Source organism: Pseudoxanthomonas sp. 3HH-4 (assembly GCF_006716465.1).
Lineage (GTDB): Bacteria > Pseudomonadota > Gammaproteobacteria > Xanthomonadales > Xanthomonadaceae > Pseudoxanthomonas_A.
Map to the genome: position 1 here is coordinate 1 of NZ_VFPB01000006.1, position 15,958 is coordinate 15,958.

The 15,958-nt window shown below is 67.5% G+C and carries 13 protein-coding genes; 1 reads left to right on the plus strand and 12 read right to left on the minus strand.

From position 1 onward, the window contains the following. Positions 1-429: 429 nt before the first annotated feature. The 10 genes from FB548_RS16620 to FB548_RS16665 all read right to left on the minus strand — a co-directional run bounded on the left by FB548_RS16620 (position 430) and on the right by FB548_RS16665 (position 13,017). Positions 430-3,900: a PAS domain-containing hybrid sensor histidine kinase/response regulator gene (locus tag FB548_RS16620; protein WP_142125927.1), complete on the minus strand. Its 3,471-nt coding sequence runs from the start codon at positions 3,898-3,900 to the stop codon at positions 430-432. A 63-nt stretch (positions 3,901-3,963) separates the two neighbouring features. After that, positions 3,964-5,361 carry an FAD/NAD(P)-binding protein gene (locus FB548_RS16625; RefSeq protein WP_142125928.1) on the minus strand — a complete coding sequence of 466 codons (1,398 nt, stop codon included), beginning with the start codon at positions 5,359-5,361 and terminating at the stop codon, positions 3,964-3,966. A 64-nt stretch (positions 5,362-5,425) separates the two neighbouring features. Beyond that, positions 5,426-6,835 (minus strand): cardiolipin synthase, encoded by a 1,410-nt coding sequence (gene cls, locus FB548_RS16630; RefSeq protein ID WP_142125929.1) that lies wholly within the window; start codon positions 6,833-6,835, stop codon positions 5,426-5,428. Between the two features lie 253 nt (positions 6,836-7,088). After that, positions 7,089-7,253 (minus strand): 50S ribosomal protein L33, encoded by a 165-nt coding sequence (gene rpmG / locus FB548_RS16635; protein WP_027070918.1) that lies wholly within the window; start codon positions 7,251-7,253, stop codon positions 7,089-7,091. Between the two features lie 13 nt (positions 7,254-7,266). After that, a complete protein-coding gene (rpmB, locus tag FB548_RS16640) occupies positions 7,267-7,503 on the minus strand; it encodes a 50S ribosomal protein L28 (protein ID WP_142125930.1) in 237 nt (78 codons plus the stop codon). 357 nt (positions 7,504-7,860) lie between these two features. Beyond that, positions 7,861-9,633 (minus strand): DUF885 family protein, encoded by a 1,773-nt coding sequence (locus tag FB548_RS16645; protein WP_142126107.1) that lies wholly within the window; start codon positions 9,631-9,633, stop codon positions 7,861-7,863. A 225-nt stretch (positions 9,634-9,858) separates the two neighbouring features. Further along, positions 9,859-10,755: a ParB/RepB/Spo0J family partition protein gene (locus tag FB548_RS16650; RefSeq protein WP_142125931.1), complete on the minus strand. Its 897-nt coding sequence runs from the start codon at positions 10,753-10,755 to the stop codon at positions 9,859-9,861. Then, on the minus strand, positions 10,755-11,552 hold the full coding sequence (locus FB548_RS16655) for an AAA family ATPase (RefSeq protein WP_142125932.1): 798 nt from the start codon (positions 11,550-11,552) through the stop codon (positions 10,755-10,757). Before FB548_RS16655 ends, FB548_RS16650 begins: the two co-directional genes overlap by 1 nt. Positions 11,553-11,738: 186 nt before the next feature. Next, positions 11,739-12,395: a 16S rRNA (guanine(527)-N(7))-methyltransferase RsmG gene (gene rsmG, locus FB548_RS16660; RefSeq protein WP_142125933.1), complete on the minus strand. Its 657-nt coding sequence runs from the start codon at positions 12,393-12,395 to the stop codon at positions 11,739-11,741. 7 nt (positions 12,396-12,402) lie between these two features. Beyond that, a complete protein-coding gene (locus FB548_RS16665) occupies positions 12,403-13,017 on the minus strand; it encodes a 4'-phosphopantetheinyl transferase superfamily protein (protein WP_142125934.1) in 615 nt (204 codons plus the stop codon). 174 nt (positions 13,018-13,191) lie between these two features. Between FB548_RS16665 and FB548_RS16670 the strand changes: the two genes are divergently transcribed. Then, positions 13,192-13,449: a GlsB/YeaQ/YmgE family stress response membrane protein gene (locus FB548_RS16670; RefSeq protein WP_142125935.1), complete on the plus strand. Its 258-nt coding sequence runs from the start codon at positions 13,192-13,194 to the stop codon at positions 13,447-13,449. A gap of 96 nt (positions 13,450-13,545) precedes the next feature. Here FB548_RS16670 and xth read toward each other — a convergent pair whose 3' ends face one another. Together xth and FB548_RS16680 are read right to left on the minus strand one after the other, a co-directional pair. Further along, a complete protein-coding gene (gene xth / locus FB548_RS16675) occupies positions 13,546-14,316 on the minus strand; it encodes an exodeoxyribonuclease III (protein WP_142125936.1) in 771 nt (256 codons plus the stop codon). A 28-nt stretch (positions 14,317-14,344) separates the two neighbouring features. Next, entirely contained in the window at positions 14,345-15,901 is a 1,557-nt protein-coding gene (locus FB548_RS16680) for an MFS transporter (RefSeq protein ID WP_142125937.1), read from the minus strand. Positions 15,902-15,958: the final 57 nt, after the last annotated feature.

Sequence of the window (15,958 nt, forward strand, 5' to 3'; positions counted from 1 at the left end):
CCCGTGTGTGCAGGAGTATGTGATTCAGCTCAACAATGAAGGTGGAGATGACTCGCTCGTACTCGTCGCGACTAATCATATGAGGCCTAACACCTAGTAGACCCCATTTCGGGGTGATAACGCGGAGTATTCAGGTGGAGGGATTGGGCGTCAACAAGGGGATCGCCTTTCCATTCAATGCATTACGAGACGTGACGATTGGGAAAGGGGGAGTGAGCCGTTGGTGATATTTGCGGCAGGTAGGGTGGTCGTCAGATAGCAGGGCGAACGCGGGGCGGTAACGGACTTGGCGTGCGCGCCTCTTGCGTGGAGGGGCGGCGGTGCTGATTGCAGGCGGGTGCCTTTTCGGGTCGTGCAGCGCGTTGCGCAAAAGGCGCTGGGACGGCAGGCTTTGGGCTAGGAAGGTGGGTGAATGGCCGCGGGGCACCTTCAATCCGTCACGGGTAACGACACGGGGACATGATGGGCGGCGAGGAATGCGCGTAGCGAGGCGGGTTTCACCGGCTTGGTAAGCAGGCGGTATCCGCGTTCGCGGGCTTCGCGTTTCAGTTCGTCGCGGCCGTCGGCGGTGAGCAGGGCGCCGGCAATCGGGCCGGGGCTGGCGGCGCGCAGGGCGTCGAGCGTGGCAAGGCCGTCGAGGCGGTCGTGCAGGTGGTAATCCACCAACATCACGGTGGGTGCTTGTGCGATCTTCTCCAGTGCTTCGTCCACCGTGGTGGCGGTGATCACTTCCACCTGCCAGCGGCCCAGCAAGGCCTGCATGCCGTCGATGATTTCGCGGTCGTTGTCCACGCACAGCACGCGCAGCCCTGCAAGCGAATCGTTTGCAAGCGCGGTGCGTCGTGGCGATGTGCGCCGTTCGCTCGTGGGGTTGCCGCGCGGCACGACGATGGAAAACATGCTGCCGTGGTCGACCTTGCTGCGTGCATCCAGTTCGTGCTGCAGAAGGCGGGAGATGCGCTGGCAGATCGACAGTCCCAGGCCGAGGCCGCGTTCGCCCCAGTCGAACGGTTGCTGGTAGCGATGGAACTCGTCGTAGATCTGCCGCATGTGGTTCTCGGGAATGCCGGGGCCGGTATCCCAGACCTGCAAGACCACCTTGTCGGCCTGCGCGCGCATGCCGATCACGATGCGGCCGTCGCGCGTGTAGCGCAGCGCGTTGGCGAGGAAGTTCTGCAGCACACGGCGCAACAGGCGGCGGTCGCTGCGCACGGGGATGGGGCGCGCGTGCACGCGCAGCCTGATCCCGCGGCCTGCGGCGACCGGTGCGTACTGTGCCGCGAGTTCGCGCAACAGTTCGCCCGCATCGAAATCGCTGATCTGCGTCTGCAGCCCGCCGGCATCCAGGCGGGAGACATCCAGCAGACCATCCAGCAGTTCCTCGGCGGCGCGCAGCGAAGCGTCGACACGCTCGGCCAGGTGCTGGCGTTCCTGGGCCTGTGCATCCGCACCCTGCTCGCTGTCGCGCAGCGCGCTGACGAACAGGCGCGCCGCGTTCAGTGGCTGCAGCACATCGTGGCTGATGGCGGCGAGGAAGCGCGTGCGCGACTGCTGCGCATGCTCGGCGGCCTGGCTGCGTTCGGCCACGCGCTGTTCCAGTGTTTCATTGGTTTCCAGCAGCTGTGCTTCGGCATGCTTGAAGTCGGTGATGTCGTTGTAGCTGGTGACGTAGCCACCGCCGGGCAAGGGTTGCCCGCGCATCTCGATGACCTGGCCATCGGCGCGCACGCGCTCGAAAATATGCGGCGAGCCCGCGCGCATGTAGCGGATGCGCTTGTTGATCTGTTCGTCGATGTCGCCATCGCCCAGTTCGCCGCGTTCCGCGTTGTAGCGGATCAGGTCGGCCACCGGACGGCCGACGTAGAGCATGCCGTCGGGATAGCCGAACATCTGCTGGTAGCGGCGGTTCCATGCCACCAGCCGCATGTCGGGATCGACCACGCTGACACCGGCGCTGATGTTTTCCAGCGTGGTGGACAGGATTTCGCGGTTGAAGCGAAGCTCCTGGCCGGCCTGGTCGAGTACCGCGACCACTTCGCCCAGCTCCATGCCCGAGCCGCGCAGCACGCTGGTCAGCACGATGCGCGCGGACGCGGCGCCGATGGCGGCCGCGAGCAGGCGTTCGGTGAACTGTACCCAGACGCGGTCGGCGGGAACGTTCGGTTGCAGTTCGCGCTCCAGCAGCTGCGCCTGCTCGGCGAAGGCGCGCCGCGCATGGCGCTCGCCGACCACGCGTTCCGCCAGCGTGCACAGGTCGCCCACGCGCACGCTGCCGGGCCATTCGCCGGCCACCAGCGCGGGGCGTTGTGCGTAGGGGTCGAGGAAGGGCGCGGCCCGCAGGCGTTCGTCAACGCCGGGGCGCGAGCGCGCGGAGACGATCATCATCGCGCCGGTGTTGACCAGCAGCGACCAGAACGTTCCGTGCGTCAGCGTGTCCCAGCCGCTCAGGCCGAACACCTGCTGCGGCCGCAGCCAGGTGATGCCGAAGGGACCGGCATGCAGCCAGTGCGGATCGAACCAGCCGGCCTGGGTCATCGTGGGCAGCAGCAGCGTGTATATCCACGTGGCGAAGCCCAGCACCATGCCCACTTCCACGCCGCGCCGGCTGGCGCCACGCCAGTACAGGCCTCCGATGAGGCCCGGGGCGAACTGCGCCACTGCGGCGAACGCCATCAGGCCGTACGACGCCAGCGTGCTGTCGTTGCTGCTGCTGCGGTAGTACGAGTAGGCCGTCAGTGCGAGCAGCAGAATCGCGACGCGGCGGATCCACAGCACGCGCGAGGCCACGTCGGCTTCCGCATGATGCTCGGCCCAGCCGCGGCGCAGCAGCACCGGCATGACCAGGTCGTTACTCACCATGGTGGCCAACGCGATGCTGGCCACGATCACCATGCCGGTCGCCGCGGAGAAGCCACCGACATAGGCGATGATCGCCAGCGCCGTGCGACCTTCCGCCAGCGGCAGCGCCAGCACATAGCTGTCGTCCGCCACATTGGTGCCGCCAAACAGGGCGATGCCGGCGGCGGCGACCGGAATCACCATCAGCGAGAACAGCACCAGATAGCCGCCGAACAGCCAGCGCGCCTTGCGGATATCGCCCACGTCGCTGCATTCCACCACCGCCACGTGGAATTGCCGTGGCAGGCACACGATGGCGAGGAACCCGAGCAGTGTCTGCGCAATGAAGCCGACCGGAGGCGCGTTCTCGAACAGCGTGCGCGCCGAATCCGCGACGTGGATGTTGTTCTCGCCCAGCCACAGATAGGCGAACACGCCCACCGCGATCATCGCGACCAGCTTCACCACCGATTCCAGCGAGATCGCCAGCATCATGCCGTGGTGGTGCTCGGTGGCGTCCACCTGTCGGGTGCCGAACAACGCGGCGAACAGCGCCATCAACAACGCGACATACAAGGCGGGATCCGTGAAGAAGCCGTGCGAACTGTCGCCACCTTCGCCGCTGAGCACGCTCAGGCTCATCGCGACGGCCTTGTACTGCAGCGCCAGGTACGGCACCACGCCGATCAGGGCGATCACCGTAACGAGTGCGGCGAGCCGGCGCGAGCGGCCATAGCGGGACGAGATGAAGTCGGCGATCGAGACCGTGTTCTCGCTGCGTGCGATCAACGCCAGCCGTTCGATGATGCGCCAGCCGAACAGCAGCAGCAGGACCGGGCCGAGATAGATGGGCAGGTAGCCCAGGCCATTGCGCACCGCACTGCCGACCGCGCCATAGAACGTCCACGACGAGCAGTACACCGCCAGCGCCAGGCTATAGACGACCGGACGCAGCCAGGGCCGGTCGGGGTACATCGGGCGACGGTCGCCCCACCACGCCACGCCGAACAACAGCGCGGCGTAGCCGACGGACACCAACAGCAGGATCCAGCTGGAAACCAACACCCTCTCCCGGCGCTCAACCCGTCGCCGAGTGTACTGCCTGGTGCGTGCCGCGGCGGGCGATCAGGCGGGCACGGCAGCGAACAGTTCGCGTACGGCGGTCTCGGCCTGGCCGCGCAGTTCGGGAATGGCGATGCTTTCCCACACGCAGCCGATGCGCAGGCTGCCGAGGATGAACACGCGCGGTTGCGGGTTGCCCTCCGCATCCACCATGCGTCCGTCGCGCGCCGCCTTCAGGCCGATGCCGTGCGGACCCGCCTGCGCATGGCCCTTGCCCAGCAGGTCGTGCAGCAGCGGATTGCGCATGGTCTGTGCGCGCATCTCCACACCCGTGGCGTTGACCACGTAGTCGACGTCGAACTCGTCGGTGCGGCCATCGCGGGTGTGCGTGGTCACGCGCAGGCAGCGTCCCTCGGCCATCACCGTGTCCAGGCGGCCGCGATGCAGGCGCAACTGGCCGCGATCGAGCAGGGCCTGCAGTTTCGCGTGCACCTCCGGCGCGATGCGATGCCGGTGCACATCCCACTGGCGTACCACGTGGCGCAGGAACCGGCGCTGGTCGGCGATCGACATCGATTGCCACAGGGCTTGGCCGTGCGGGCGGATGCGTTCCATGGCCGCCTGCCACGGCAGACCGTCGGCGACCGCCTGCTTTGCTGCCGCACGCAGGAAGCGCATGCGTGCGCGCAGGTCCATCGTCTGCAGGGGGGCCGGATCGTAGGTCGCAGCCGGTCCGTGGCAATGCGGCAGCGGCAGCAGCGCGTGCCGCGACAGCACGTGAATCGTGCCGGCGTGGCCGTTGTCGGCGAGGCTGAGCACGGTGTCCACCATGCTCAGGCCGGAGCCGACGATGCAGAGGTCGGCATCGACGGGAATCGCCTTCACCGCATCGAAATCCCACGCAGCGATCGAATGGCCTTCCGGCAGTTGCGGTGCACCCCGTGCCGGTAGCGGCTTGGGCGTATTGCCGACGGCCAGGACCACACCACGTGCCTCCAGCGCGCCATGCCCGGCCAGTCGCAGCGTCGCGCCATCGTCACGCGCATCGAGTTCAAGCACGCTGTCGTGCACGATCTGCAGCGAGGCGTGACTGGCGGCGATGGCTTCCTGCAGTCGCGTGCGCAGGTAGTCGCCGTAGCGGCGACGTTCGATGAAGGCGTGCGCCAGCGTCTCGCGGTCGGGACCGCCGGCGGGCGTGGTGGCCACGACATGGTCGAGGAAGTCGGCAGGCCGGTCGTCGAAGGCACTCATGCGGCCCGCGGGGACATTCAGCACGTGCTCGCCATGCGACGTCGCATATGCGGCGCCCTGCGCCAGCACGTCGCGAGGCTCGATCATCACGATGCGCAGCGGCGTGGTGGCCTGGCGCAGTGCCTGCATCGCCGCCAGCACGCCACCGGCACCGCCGCCGATGATCGCGAGGTCGCAGGGCGGCAGGCGGGGTGTCGTGGCAGCGCTCATGGCGCCATTGTAGGCGAATGGCCTGCCGGCCCTCATGCGCAGGCTGCATGAGGGCGTGCCGACGCTACATCAGCGAGTCGGCCAGCCGTGCGATGCCTTCCCGGCTGCGCTGCCAGCCGGGGCGTCGCCGCCAGGCATCGCGTTCGACGTGGTCCGCGTGCGCCAGGTAGCCGGCCTCGATCGCGCGGATGTGCGCGACCACCCCGGTGTCGTAGCAGACCAGGCCGATTTCGGCATTGAGCGCGAACGAGCGGATGTCCAGGTTGATCGAGCCGACCAAGGCGATGCCGTCGTCCACGGTCAGGTGTTTCGCATGCAGGAAATGCGGCCTGTACAGCGCGATCTTCACCCCGCAGGCCAGCAGCTCATCGTAGTACGACTGCTGCGCCCACGCGGTCAGCGTCTGGTTGTTGGTGGCCGAAAGCACCAGTTGCACATCCACGCCAGACAGTGCCGCGATGCGCAACGCGCTGAGCGTGGCGTCGTCCGGGACGAAGTACGGGGTGGTCAGCACCACCTTGCGTCGCGCCAGGTGGATGAGTGCGTTCACCGCGTCGCGCGCGTTCTCGAACGGATACGCCGGTCCGCTGGGCAGCAGTTGCGCGGCGACATCCTGCGCCTGCACCGTCAGGTCGGGGTGCACCTGGAGCCGCTGGCCGGTTTCGATGTACCAGTCGCTGGCGAACACGCCCTCCAGGTGCGCCACCACCGGGCCCTGCACGCGCGCCACCAGTTCGCGGTTCGGATGACCCGGGACGAATGTCGCGGCGGCCAGGTTCTGCGAGCCCACGTAACCGATGCGGTTGTCGATCACCGCGACCTTGCGGTGGTTGCGTAGATCCATGCGTCCGCTGCGTCGCCAGCGCAGGCCGCCCGGCAGCATGTCGTGTACATCGACGCCCGCGGCGCGCAGGCGCGTTGCATAGGCGCGCAAGCCGCGCTTCGCCCCGACGGCGTCCAGCAACATGCGGCAGGCCACGCCGCGTGCTGCGGCCCGGCAGAGTGCGGCAGTGATCGCTTCGCCCACAGCGTCGTCGAACATCAGGTAATACAGCAGGTGGACCTGCTGGGTCGCGGCGTCGATGTCGTCGAGCAGCACGCGCAGCGAAGCGTCGTAGTCGTCCAGCAGGTCCACGGCATTGCCATGGGTGGGCATGAAGGCGCCCTGGCGTTCGATCAGGGGCGCCATTTCGATGGCAGCGCCATCGCGCGGGGACCAGCGCAACGCACTGAGCGGGCGCTGTTCCTCACGTATCACGTCCGTGGCCCGCGACTGCCGGTCAATGCGCTCCCGCGACAGCCAGGGATGGCCGAGCAGCAGATAGAGCGGCAAGCCCAGCAGCGGCACGAAACCGACCAGCAGCAACCAGCTGCGCGCGGCGGCCGGCGTGGTGCGGCTGGGGATCCACCACAGCGCTGCCAGACGGATCAGCCAGTCGACGATCAGCAGGGCGGTGCCGAGGGACCAGTCCATGCGGTGGATCCGTCCGAGGGGGATGGATCGATTCTGCTGGTGCTCGCGGGTAAAGAAAACCCGAAAGCAGTTCCTTCTTCCCGCAGGGCGGGGAGAAGGCGCCCAGCGGGCGGATGAGGGGCAGCTTTTGACTCTCCGAAGCTGAAAAGCAGAAAGCCCCGCCGAAGCGGGGCTTTCTGGGAGGCGCTGGACCCCGGCCTTCGCCGGGGTGAAATAGCGGCACAGGCGCATGCAGAGCACGCGCGCCGCTATTTCACTTGATCTTGCCTTCCTTGTAGATCACGTGCTTGCGCACGACCGGGTCGTACTTCTTGATTTCCATCTTGCCCGGGGTGTTCTTCTTGTTCTTGTCCGTCGTGTAGAAGTGGCCGGTGTTGGCCGAGGAGATCAGACGGATCTTGTCGCGCTTGGATGCCATGTTCGATTACTCCTCAGATCTTCTCGCCGCGCGCGCGCAGCTCGGCCAGGACGGAGTCGATGCCGTTCTTGTCGATGGTGCGCAGTGCATGCGCGGAGACTTTCAGCTTGACCCAGCGGTTTTCGCTGGCAACCCAGAAGCGGCGCTCGTGCAGGTTGGGCAGGAAACGACGACGGGTCTTGTTGTTGGCGTGGCTGACGTTGTTACCCGTCATCACACGCTTGCCGGACACTTGGCATACGCGGGACATACGCACCTCGATGAGTAATTGTGTCGCCCGTAGCCCGGGAGACGGCGGCCCAGTGGACGGCCTGCAGGGCAGGACGGACACCACGCGATACGGCAGGAAAACCGCTGCTGACCCAAGCCGGAATCGCGCTTCCGGCCGCAGATCCGGGCATTCCGGACGCAGCGAGCCGCGCATTATGCCGATGTTTCCCTTGCCCCGCAAGCACTTAGGTGGGGTGTCGCGGGGGCGATGGCGGAGGCGGGCCGGGGTCCGCCCTGCGGGACTGCCGCCGGGCGTAGGCCGGGCCCGGGCCCGGCATCGTGGCGTTCGATGCTGGAGGACCGGATCGGGCAAGGTGGGCCGGGGCCCACCCTACGATCACGGCGCAGCCGCAGCCGCCTTGGCCGGGCCGGCCTTGCTGGCGGCGATGAAGGCGCGGATCTGGCCTTCCAGCACCGGCAGGGTCACCGAGCCCTGCTTGAGCACGGCGTCGTGGAAGGCCTTGATGTCGAACTTCGGCCCCAGCTCGCGCTCCGCCTCGCCGCGCAGGCGGACGATGGCGATCTCGCCCAGCTTGTAGCTCAGCGCCTGCGCCGGCCAGGAGATGTAGCGGTCCACCTCGGTGGTGACCTCGTGTTCGGACAGCGCGGTATGGTTGCGCAGGTAGGCCAGCGCCTGGTCGCGGGTCCAGTTCTTGTGGTGCACGCCGGTGTCGATGACCAGGCGGGCGGCGCGCCACATTTCGTAGGTCAAGCGACCAAAATCTTCGTAGGGCGTCTCGTAGATGCCCATCTCCTTGCCCAGCTTTTCGGTGTAGAGCGCCCAGCCCTCGCCATAGGCGGAGATGTAGTTGTCGCGACGGAACGCGGGCTGCTCGCCCTGTTCCTGTGCCAGCGCGGCCTGCAGCGAATGGCCGGGCGAGGACTCATGCAGCGTCAGCGCGGGCAGGTTGTACAGCGGGCGCGACGGCAGGTCGTAGGTGTTCAGCCAGTACGTGCCCAGCCCGCCGCGGCCGGCGGTCCAGAAAGGCGCGATGTCGGCCGGCACCTCGACGATGGTGAAGCGCCCGCGCGGCAGCGTGCCGATGTACTTGCCGACCTCGCCATCCACGCGCTTGGAAATCCACGCCGCGCGGTCGAGCAGCTGTTGTGGCGTCTTGGCGTAGAACTGCGGGTCGGTGCGCAGGAAGGTCAGAAACTCGGCAAAGGTCCCCTTGAAGCCGGTCTGCTTGATGACCTCCTGCATCTCGGCCCGGATGCGCGCGACTTCTTCCAGGCCGATCTGGTGGATCTGCTCGGCGCTGAGCTCCAGCGTGGTGTATTCGCGGATCTGCTGGGCGTAGAAATCTTTGCCGCCCGGCATGGCTTCCGCGGCCAGCGTGGTGCGCGCGTGCGGCACGTACTCGGTGCGGAAGAAGGTCAGCAGCTTGCCGAACGCGGGCACCACCTGCTGGCCGATCGCGTCGCGCACTTCCTTGCGCAGGGCTTCCTGTTCGGCGGCCGGGATGCTGGCGGGCATCTTCCTGTACGGGGCATAGAACGTGGACTGCTCCGGATCCTTCAGCTCCGCCACCGTGGCGATGGAGACGTCGCGCCCGTCCAGCACCGCACGCGGCACGCTGAAGCCACGCTTCAGGCCTGCGCGCATGTTGACGATGTGCTGATCGAAGTAGCGCGGTACATCGCGCAGGCGCGCGGCATAGGCGCGATAGTCCTCGGCGGTCTTCATCGGCCGGCGCGCCATGAACGACAGGTTGGACCAGAACGACGAGTCGGAATTGAACGGCATCTCGTAGGCGTGCAGGCGCACTTCGGCGGCGAGGTTCTCGACCTGCGGCCGGTAGATGGCCAGGTTGATGCGGTTCTCCGGCGACAGGGCCGCTGCGTCGATGCCATCCAGGTCCTTCAACACCTGCTCCCAGACCTTCAGTCGCGCCTGGTGCGCCTCGGCGCCCACGTCCGGCAGGCGGCGCTTGTCGCCGCTGGTGTCGGTGTCCTCATCAGCCTGGCCGGTCTGTTCCTGCCGCCATTTCCATTCCTTCTCGTAGAGCGCCTGAAAGCGCTGGTCGGCATCGGAAGGGGCGAAGGCGAACGCGTGCAAGGGCACGCAGGCAAGCAGGAGGGCGGCGACGCGGAGATTCAAGGCGGGCATCCGGTGGAAGCGGAAACCGGATGGTAATGCAGCGTCGGCATCGGTGCTTTGCGTAGGAGCGACGTAAATCGCGACCATGGCGCCGACATGCCGCGATACCCGCGTCGTGCCGTGGGCTGCGGCACGAGACTGGTTTCTGACGTCAGCGCCCGCTTCGGGAGTGAGGCGCGGTGGCGTGATGGCGTGCGGTCGCGACTTACGTCGCTCCTACAGCAAGCACAAGCATCACGCCCGCGGGCGCAACCGCTCCAGCACGCCGTCCAGCGTGTCCAGGTCGGTGTACTGGATGATCAGCTTGCCCTTGCCGCCGCGGCCATGGGCGATGGTGACGCGGGTGCCCAGGCTTTCGGACAGTTCGGTTTCCAGCGAGGCGATGTCCGGCTGCGGCGCCGCCTTGGCGGGCTTGGCCTTCTTGCCGTTGACCGGCACCTTGCCGGCGGCGAACTGCTGCGCGCGGTGTTCCACTTCGCGCACTGACCAGCCCTGTTCGGCGGCATCGGAGGCCAGCTTGCTGGCCAGGTCCGGTGACAGCGTCAGCAGGGCGCGGGCGTGCCCCATTTCAAGGCGACGCGCTTCCAGCAGGGCGCGGATCGCGGGTGGCAATTCCAGCAGGCGCAGCAGGTTGGATACCGCTGCGCGCGAGCGACCGACCGCTTCGGCAGCCTCGGCGTGCGTCAGTGCGAATTCGTTGATCAGGCGCTGCAGCGACTGCGCTTCTTCCAGTGGGTTGAGATCCTCGCGCTGGATGTTCTCGATCAGCGCCATCGCGATGACGGTACGATCGTCCAGGTCGCGCACGACCACCGGTACTTCGGCCAGGCCGGCTTCCTGCGAGGCGCGCCAGCGACGTTCGCCGGCGACGATCTCGAACTTGCCGGGCGAAAGTTCCCGCACGACGATCGGCTGGATCACGCCTTGCGCCTTGATCGACTCGGCCAGCTCGGTCAGTTTGCCGGGGTCCATCGCCGTGCGCGGCTGGTACTTGCCCGGCTGCAGCTGCTGCACGGGAAGCGTACGCAGCGCTTCGCCCGGCTGGGCTTCCGGTGGTGGCGTCTCGGCGGCTTTCGGGCCGAGCAGGGCTTCCAGTCCGCGACCCAGGCCGCGCTTCTTCGGGGCGCTCATCACGCGTGCTCCATGTGCTGCTGTTGCTTCTTGCGGTCGGCCTGGCGGCGCAGGATCTCGCCGGCCAGGCCCAGGTAGGCCACGCCGCCGCGCGAGGTGCGGTCATAGCCCACGATGCTCTGGCCATGGCTGGGCGCTTCGGCCACGCGCACGTTGCGCGGCACGATGGTGCGGAATACCTTGTCGCCGAAATGCGTGGTCAGCTCGCCCGATACGGCGTTGGCCAGGTTGTTGCGGATGTCGAACATCGTGCGCAGCACGCCTTCGATTTCCAGGGTGGGGTTCAGTCGTGCGCGCAGCGCTTCGATGGTTTCCATCAGTGCGGACAGGCCTTCCAGCGCGTAGTACTCGCACTGCATCGGCACCAGCACCGAGTCGGCGGCGGTCAACGCGTTGAGCGTGAGCAGCGACAGCGCGGGCGGGCAGTCGACGATGATGAAGTCGTAGTCGCCACGCAGCGGCTGCAGCGCGCTCTTGAGGCGCTGTTCGCGGCCGTCCGCATCCATCAGTTGGATCTCGGCCGCCGTCAGGTCGATGTTGCCCGGCATCAGGTCGAAACCTTCCGGGGTGGTCACCACGGCAGCCTTCGCCTCCACCTCGCCGAGCAGCACGTCGCAGGTGGACGCTTCCACCTCGCGCTTGTCCACACCGCTGCCCATCGTGGCGTTGCCCTGCGCATCCAGATCGACCAGTAGCACCCGCTGCGGCGCGCGCGCGAGCGCGGCGGCCAAATTCACGGCGGTGGTGGTCTTGCCGACTCCGCCTTTCTGGTTGGCGACGGCGATGATGCGGGCCATGCGAGGGGCGCCTTATCGAATACGGGGTGAGGGGGGATTATGCGGGCTCGGGCGGGGCCGTGCGAAATGAAGGGTACGCACAAGGCGCCCGCTCCCGGTCAGCCCGAGGGACAACCCCGCGCGGGCATTCGGGCGTGACCAGTCTTTTCAAGGAGTTACAGGTTCGGCGTGGCCGCGTTGCGTCGCTCAGTCACGGCGCACGATGACCATGTGGCGTTCGCCGACCAGGCCCGGGACGGTCAGCGGGTGCAGGGCCTGCAGCGACCACCCGGCCGGTAATGCCGCGATCTCCTCGTCAGGCCGTACGCCCTTCATCGCCAGCAATACCCCGCCCGGTTTCAGCAGGTGGCCACCCACCTCGACGATGCCGGGCAGCACATCCAGTGCACGGGCGGTGAGGGCGTCGTAGGCCTCCGGTTCGTCCAGCGCTTCGGCACGGGATTCGGCCACGCGGGCGTTGTCCAGTTTCAAGGTCCTCACTGCCTCACGCAGGAAGCGCGCTTTCTTGCCGTTGCTCTCCACCAGGGTCACGCGCAGTCCCGGCTTGGCGATCGCCAGCGGAATCCCGGGCAGGCCCGGACCCGTGCCGAGGTCCGCGAGTGCGCCACCGTTCGCGGCGAGTCCGTCCACGAACGGGTGCATTGCCAGCGAATCCAGCAGGTGGCGCGTGACCATCTCGCGCGGGTCGCGGATGGCGGTGAGGTTGTAGGTCTTGTTCCAGCGATCGAGCAGGGCCAGATACTCCAGCAGGCGCGGTGCCAGCGCATCGGCGTCGAGGCCGAGCGCGACGAGCCCGTGGTGGAGGGTATCGCGCAGGTCGGCGGGAAAAGCGGTGTCGTTCATCGCCGCATTATCGCAGGCCTTCGCGCCGGCCCCGCGGATGCCAGGCGAGCGCGGCGCGATAGTCCGGTCGTGGCGCCCATTCGTGCAGCCGCCAATCGTCGGGGCGGCCGAGCGCGGGATCGCACGCGACCAAGCGCGCGGCACCTTCATCGAGGTGGACGTGGAAACGATGCAGGCCGAAGGAAATGCCCTGGCCGTGCGCCTTCAGTACCGCCTCCTTGGCGCACCACAAGCGTACGAAGGCCGGCAGGCGGGCGTCCTGGTCGAGAGAGTGCAGCCAGGCGGCTTCTTCCGGGTGATAGAAGCGCTGCGCGAGTTCCATTGCACGCGCGCGTGGGCGCATGCGTTCCAGGTCAACGCCCAGTTCGATATCTTCGCCCAACGCCAGCAGCAGTGCTTCTCCGCTGTGGCTCCAGCCGGATTCCAGATGGTGCAAGGGCGCGATGAAATGTGGCCGCCCCTGCGTGTCGCGGGTGATCGGCAGCGTGTGGGGCGCAAGATCCAGTACGCGGGCAAGTTGCTCGCGCGCCGCAGGTTCGCCGCGCTGCCGTGGAGCATGCGGTAGCAGCCATAGCGCGATGCCGTCCAGCCGCCAGTCCGCCGGTGCGTCGCGCCAACTCACGCTGACGCGTCCGGGTGGTGCAGTACAGCGTGCACATCCGCGGCGATGGCGTTATGAAGCGCTGGCACGGACGCTTCCCCCATGTGAGTTAACGCCGGTTTCACGCCGCGCGTTGAAGATTCAAGCGTGCCCCGCGCCATGGGGTTCTGTCCATTCAAGGGAGGAAGCAACGAAATGAATTTTCTCATCTATCTGATCGTGGGTGGCGTCGCCGGTTGGCTGGCGAGCCTGGTGATGAAGCGTGACGGGTCGCAGGGCATCATCCTGAACGTCGTGGTCGGCATCATCGGCGGCTTCCTGGGCGGTTGGCTGCTGCCGACGCTGGGCCTCGGCCTGGGCGGTGGCTGGGTAGGCTTCCTGATCACCGCCTTCATCGGTGCGGTGGTGTTGCTGCTCATCGTGAACCTGTTCACCCGGGGCAGGGCGAGGTAACGGTTTCGCTGCGGCCGCGTGCGCGCTTGAGACGCACCCAAGGCCCGTGGCAAGGAGAAGGCCCGGCATCCGCCGGGCCTTCTTCATTTCCGTCGTTCAACCGCCCAGCCGCACCCAGGCCGGTGCGTGGTCGCTCGGGCGTTCCCAGGTGCGAGGTTCGCGGTCGATGCCCGATTCCACCGCATGCCCACGCAGGGCGTCGGATACCAGGGTCAGGTCGATGCGCAGGCCCAGGTTGCGGCGCAGGCCGCCCATCCGGTAATCCCACCAGCTATAGACGTTGGCTTCGTCGCTGTGCAGGCGGAAGGCATCGTGCAGGCCCAGCGCGTAGAGCCGATGCAGGGCGGCGCGCTCGGCGGTGGAGGTAAGGATGTGGTCGTCGTTCCAGATCTTGGGGTCGAACACGTCGCGGTCGTCCGGCGCGATGTTGAAGTCGCCCATCACCACCAGCTTCGGATGCGTTTGCAACTCCGCCGCGATCCAGTCGTGCACCGCGTCCAGCCAGCGCAGCTTGTAGGCGTACTTGTCCGTACCCACGTCCTGGCCGTTGACCACGTACAGGTTCACGATGCGGACCTCGCCCACGGTCGCGGCGATCACGCGCTTCTGCTCGTCCTCGAAGCCCGGTATGCCGACCTGCACATCGCTGACGGGTTCGCGCGAAAGCAGCGCCACACCGTTGTAGGTCTTCTGCCCGGCGAACACGCTGCGGTAGCCGAGCTCAGCCAGCGCGGTGTCCGGGAAACGGTGGTCCTCCAGCTTGGTTTCCTGCAGGCCGACGATGTCCGGGGCGAACGCGCCCAACCATTGCGTGAGGTGCGGCAGGCGCACGTTGAGCGAATTGACGTTCCAGCTGGCGATCTTCATGGCGGCGATTCTAAGCCAGGCATGCCGGTCAGGCGCCGGCTCCCTCGTCGGCCACGGCGGCATGCGCCGCACCCTCGCCGTCGCGCATCAGCCGCGCCGACATCCAGGCGGCCAGCAGCATCATCGCCATGCCGAACAATGCGATGGCGCGCATGGCGCCGGTGAACGCGGTACGTGCGGTGTCGCCGACCAGCGTCCCGGCCTGGCCTCCCAGTTCGCCGGCCACCGCGACCGCGCCGCCCAGCGTGGACAGTGCGCGTGTCGCGTCGGCGTCACCCAGCGTCGCGGGCAGGGCGGGGTCGAGCCACAGCCGGTAGGCGAGCATGCCGGCGCTGCCGAGCACGGCGATGCCCAGCGCGCCGCTCAGCTCCGCGCTGGTTTCCGCCAGCGCCGAGGCTGCGCCTGCCCGTTCCGGCGGCGCGGTGGTGATGATCAGTTCGTTGCCCACCGTGAACACCGGTGCCATGCCCAGGCTCATCGCCAGCATGCCGGCGATCAGGATCCACAGCCCGTATGGCGGCACCACCAGTGCGGTGATACCGAAACCCAGGGCGGCGAACAGCAGGCCCCGCACCATCACCCGTCGCGCACCCCAATGGCGGGCCAGTCGCGGCGCGAGCAGCGAGCCGACGGTGAAGCACAACGACCACGGGACGGTCGCGATGCCCGCCTGCAACGGCGTCAGCCCGAGCACCAGCTGCAGGTACTGGGTCATGAAGATGTACACGCCCATCATCGACAGGCCGGCCAGCGCGTAGGCGACGATGGCGGCGGAGAACGCCGGCCGCCGGAACAGCGTCACATCCAGGAACGGATACGCCAGATGCTGCTGGCGACGCACGAACAGCACCCCCAGCCCCAGGCCGAGCAGAAGCACCGCGATGCCGCGGATATCCATGCCGTATTCCGCGATGCGCTTGAGGCCGTAGACCACGGCGAGCACCGCGAACAGCGACTGCACCATGCTGGCCGGGTCGAGCTTGCCGGCATCGGGATCGCGGTACTCCGGCAACAGCTTCGGGCCGAGCACCAGCAGCAACACCATCACCGGCACCGCCGCCAGGAAGGCCGCGCCCCACCACCACCATTGCAGCAGCACGCCGCCGACCAGTGGCCCGATGGCGCCGCCGACCGAGAACGCCGCGATCCATACGCCGATGGCGAACTGGCGTTCGTGTTCGTCATGGAACATGTTGCGGATCAGCGACATCGTCGAAGGCGCCAGCGTGGCGCCGGCCACGCCCAGCAGCGCTCGCATCGCGATCAGCATCTCGGCACTGCGCGAGAACGCCGCCATCACCGACGCTGCGGCGAACGCCGCAGCGCCGATCAGCAGCAGCTTGCGCCGGCCGATGCGGTCGCCCAGCGTGCCCATCGTGATCAGGAAGCCGGCCACCAGGAAGCCGTACACGTCGACGATCCACAGCAACTGGCTGGCCGTGGGGTCGAGTTCGGCACTGATGGCAGGCAGGGCCAGGTTCAGCACGGTCAGGTCCATCGCATAGACCATGCAGGGCAGCGCGATGATGGCCAGCCCGATCCATTCGCGGCGGGTGGCTTTGGCGGGTACGGCGGTGGTCGACATGGCGGTCCGTCAGCAGGGGGTCATCCCGTTCGACGAACGGGAGCGACGATTCTCGAC

What these genes read in the sequence shown, in the direction of transcription:
- FB548_RS16625 (WP_142125928.1), bottom strand. Translation starts at nt 5,361, where the DNA reads ATGAGCGCTGCCACGACACCCCGCCTGCCGCCCTGCGACCTCGCGATC.
- cls (WP_142125929.1), bottom strand. Translation starts at nt 6,835, where the DNA reads ATGGACTGGTCCCTCGGCACCGCCCTGCTGATCGTCGACTGGCTGATC.
- rpmG (WP_027070918.1), bottom strand. Translation starts at nt 7,253, where the DNA reads ATGGCATCCAAGCGCGACAAGATCCGTCTGATCTCCTCGGCCAACACC.
- rpmB (WP_142125930.1), bottom strand. Translation starts at nt 7,503, where the DNA reads ATGTCCCGCGTATGCCAAGTGTCCGGCAAGCGTGTGATGACGGGTAAC.
- FB548_RS16645 (WP_142126107.1), bottom strand. Translation starts at nt 9,633, where the DNA reads ATGCCCGCCTTGAATCTCCGCGTCGCCGCCCTCCTGCTTGCCTGCGTG.
- FB548_RS16650 (WP_142125931.1), bottom strand. Translation starts at nt 10,755, where the DNA reads ATGAGCGCCCCGAAGAAGCGCGGCCTGGGTCGCGGACTGGAAGCCCTG.
- FB548_RS16655 (WP_142125932.1), bottom strand. Translation starts at nt 11,552, where the DNA reads ATGGCCCGCATCATCGCCGTCGCCAACCAGAAAGGCGGAGTCGGCAAG.
- rsmG (WP_142125933.1), bottom strand. Translation starts at nt 12,395, where the DNA reads ATGAACGACACCGCTTTTCCCGCCGACCTGCGCGATACCCTCCACCAC.
- FB548_RS16670 (WP_142125935.1), top strand. Translation starts at nt 13,192, where the DNA reads ATGAATTTTCTCATCTATCTGATCGTGGGTGGCGTCGCCGGTTGGCTG.
- xth (WP_142125936.1), bottom strand. Translation starts at nt 14,316, where the DNA reads ATGAAGATCGCCAGCTGGAACGTCAATTCGCTCAACGTGCGCCTGCCG.
- FB548_RS16680 (WP_142125937.1), bottom strand. Translation starts at nt 15,901, where the DNA reads ATGTCGACCACCGCCGTACCCGCCAAAGCCACCCGCCGCGAATGGATC.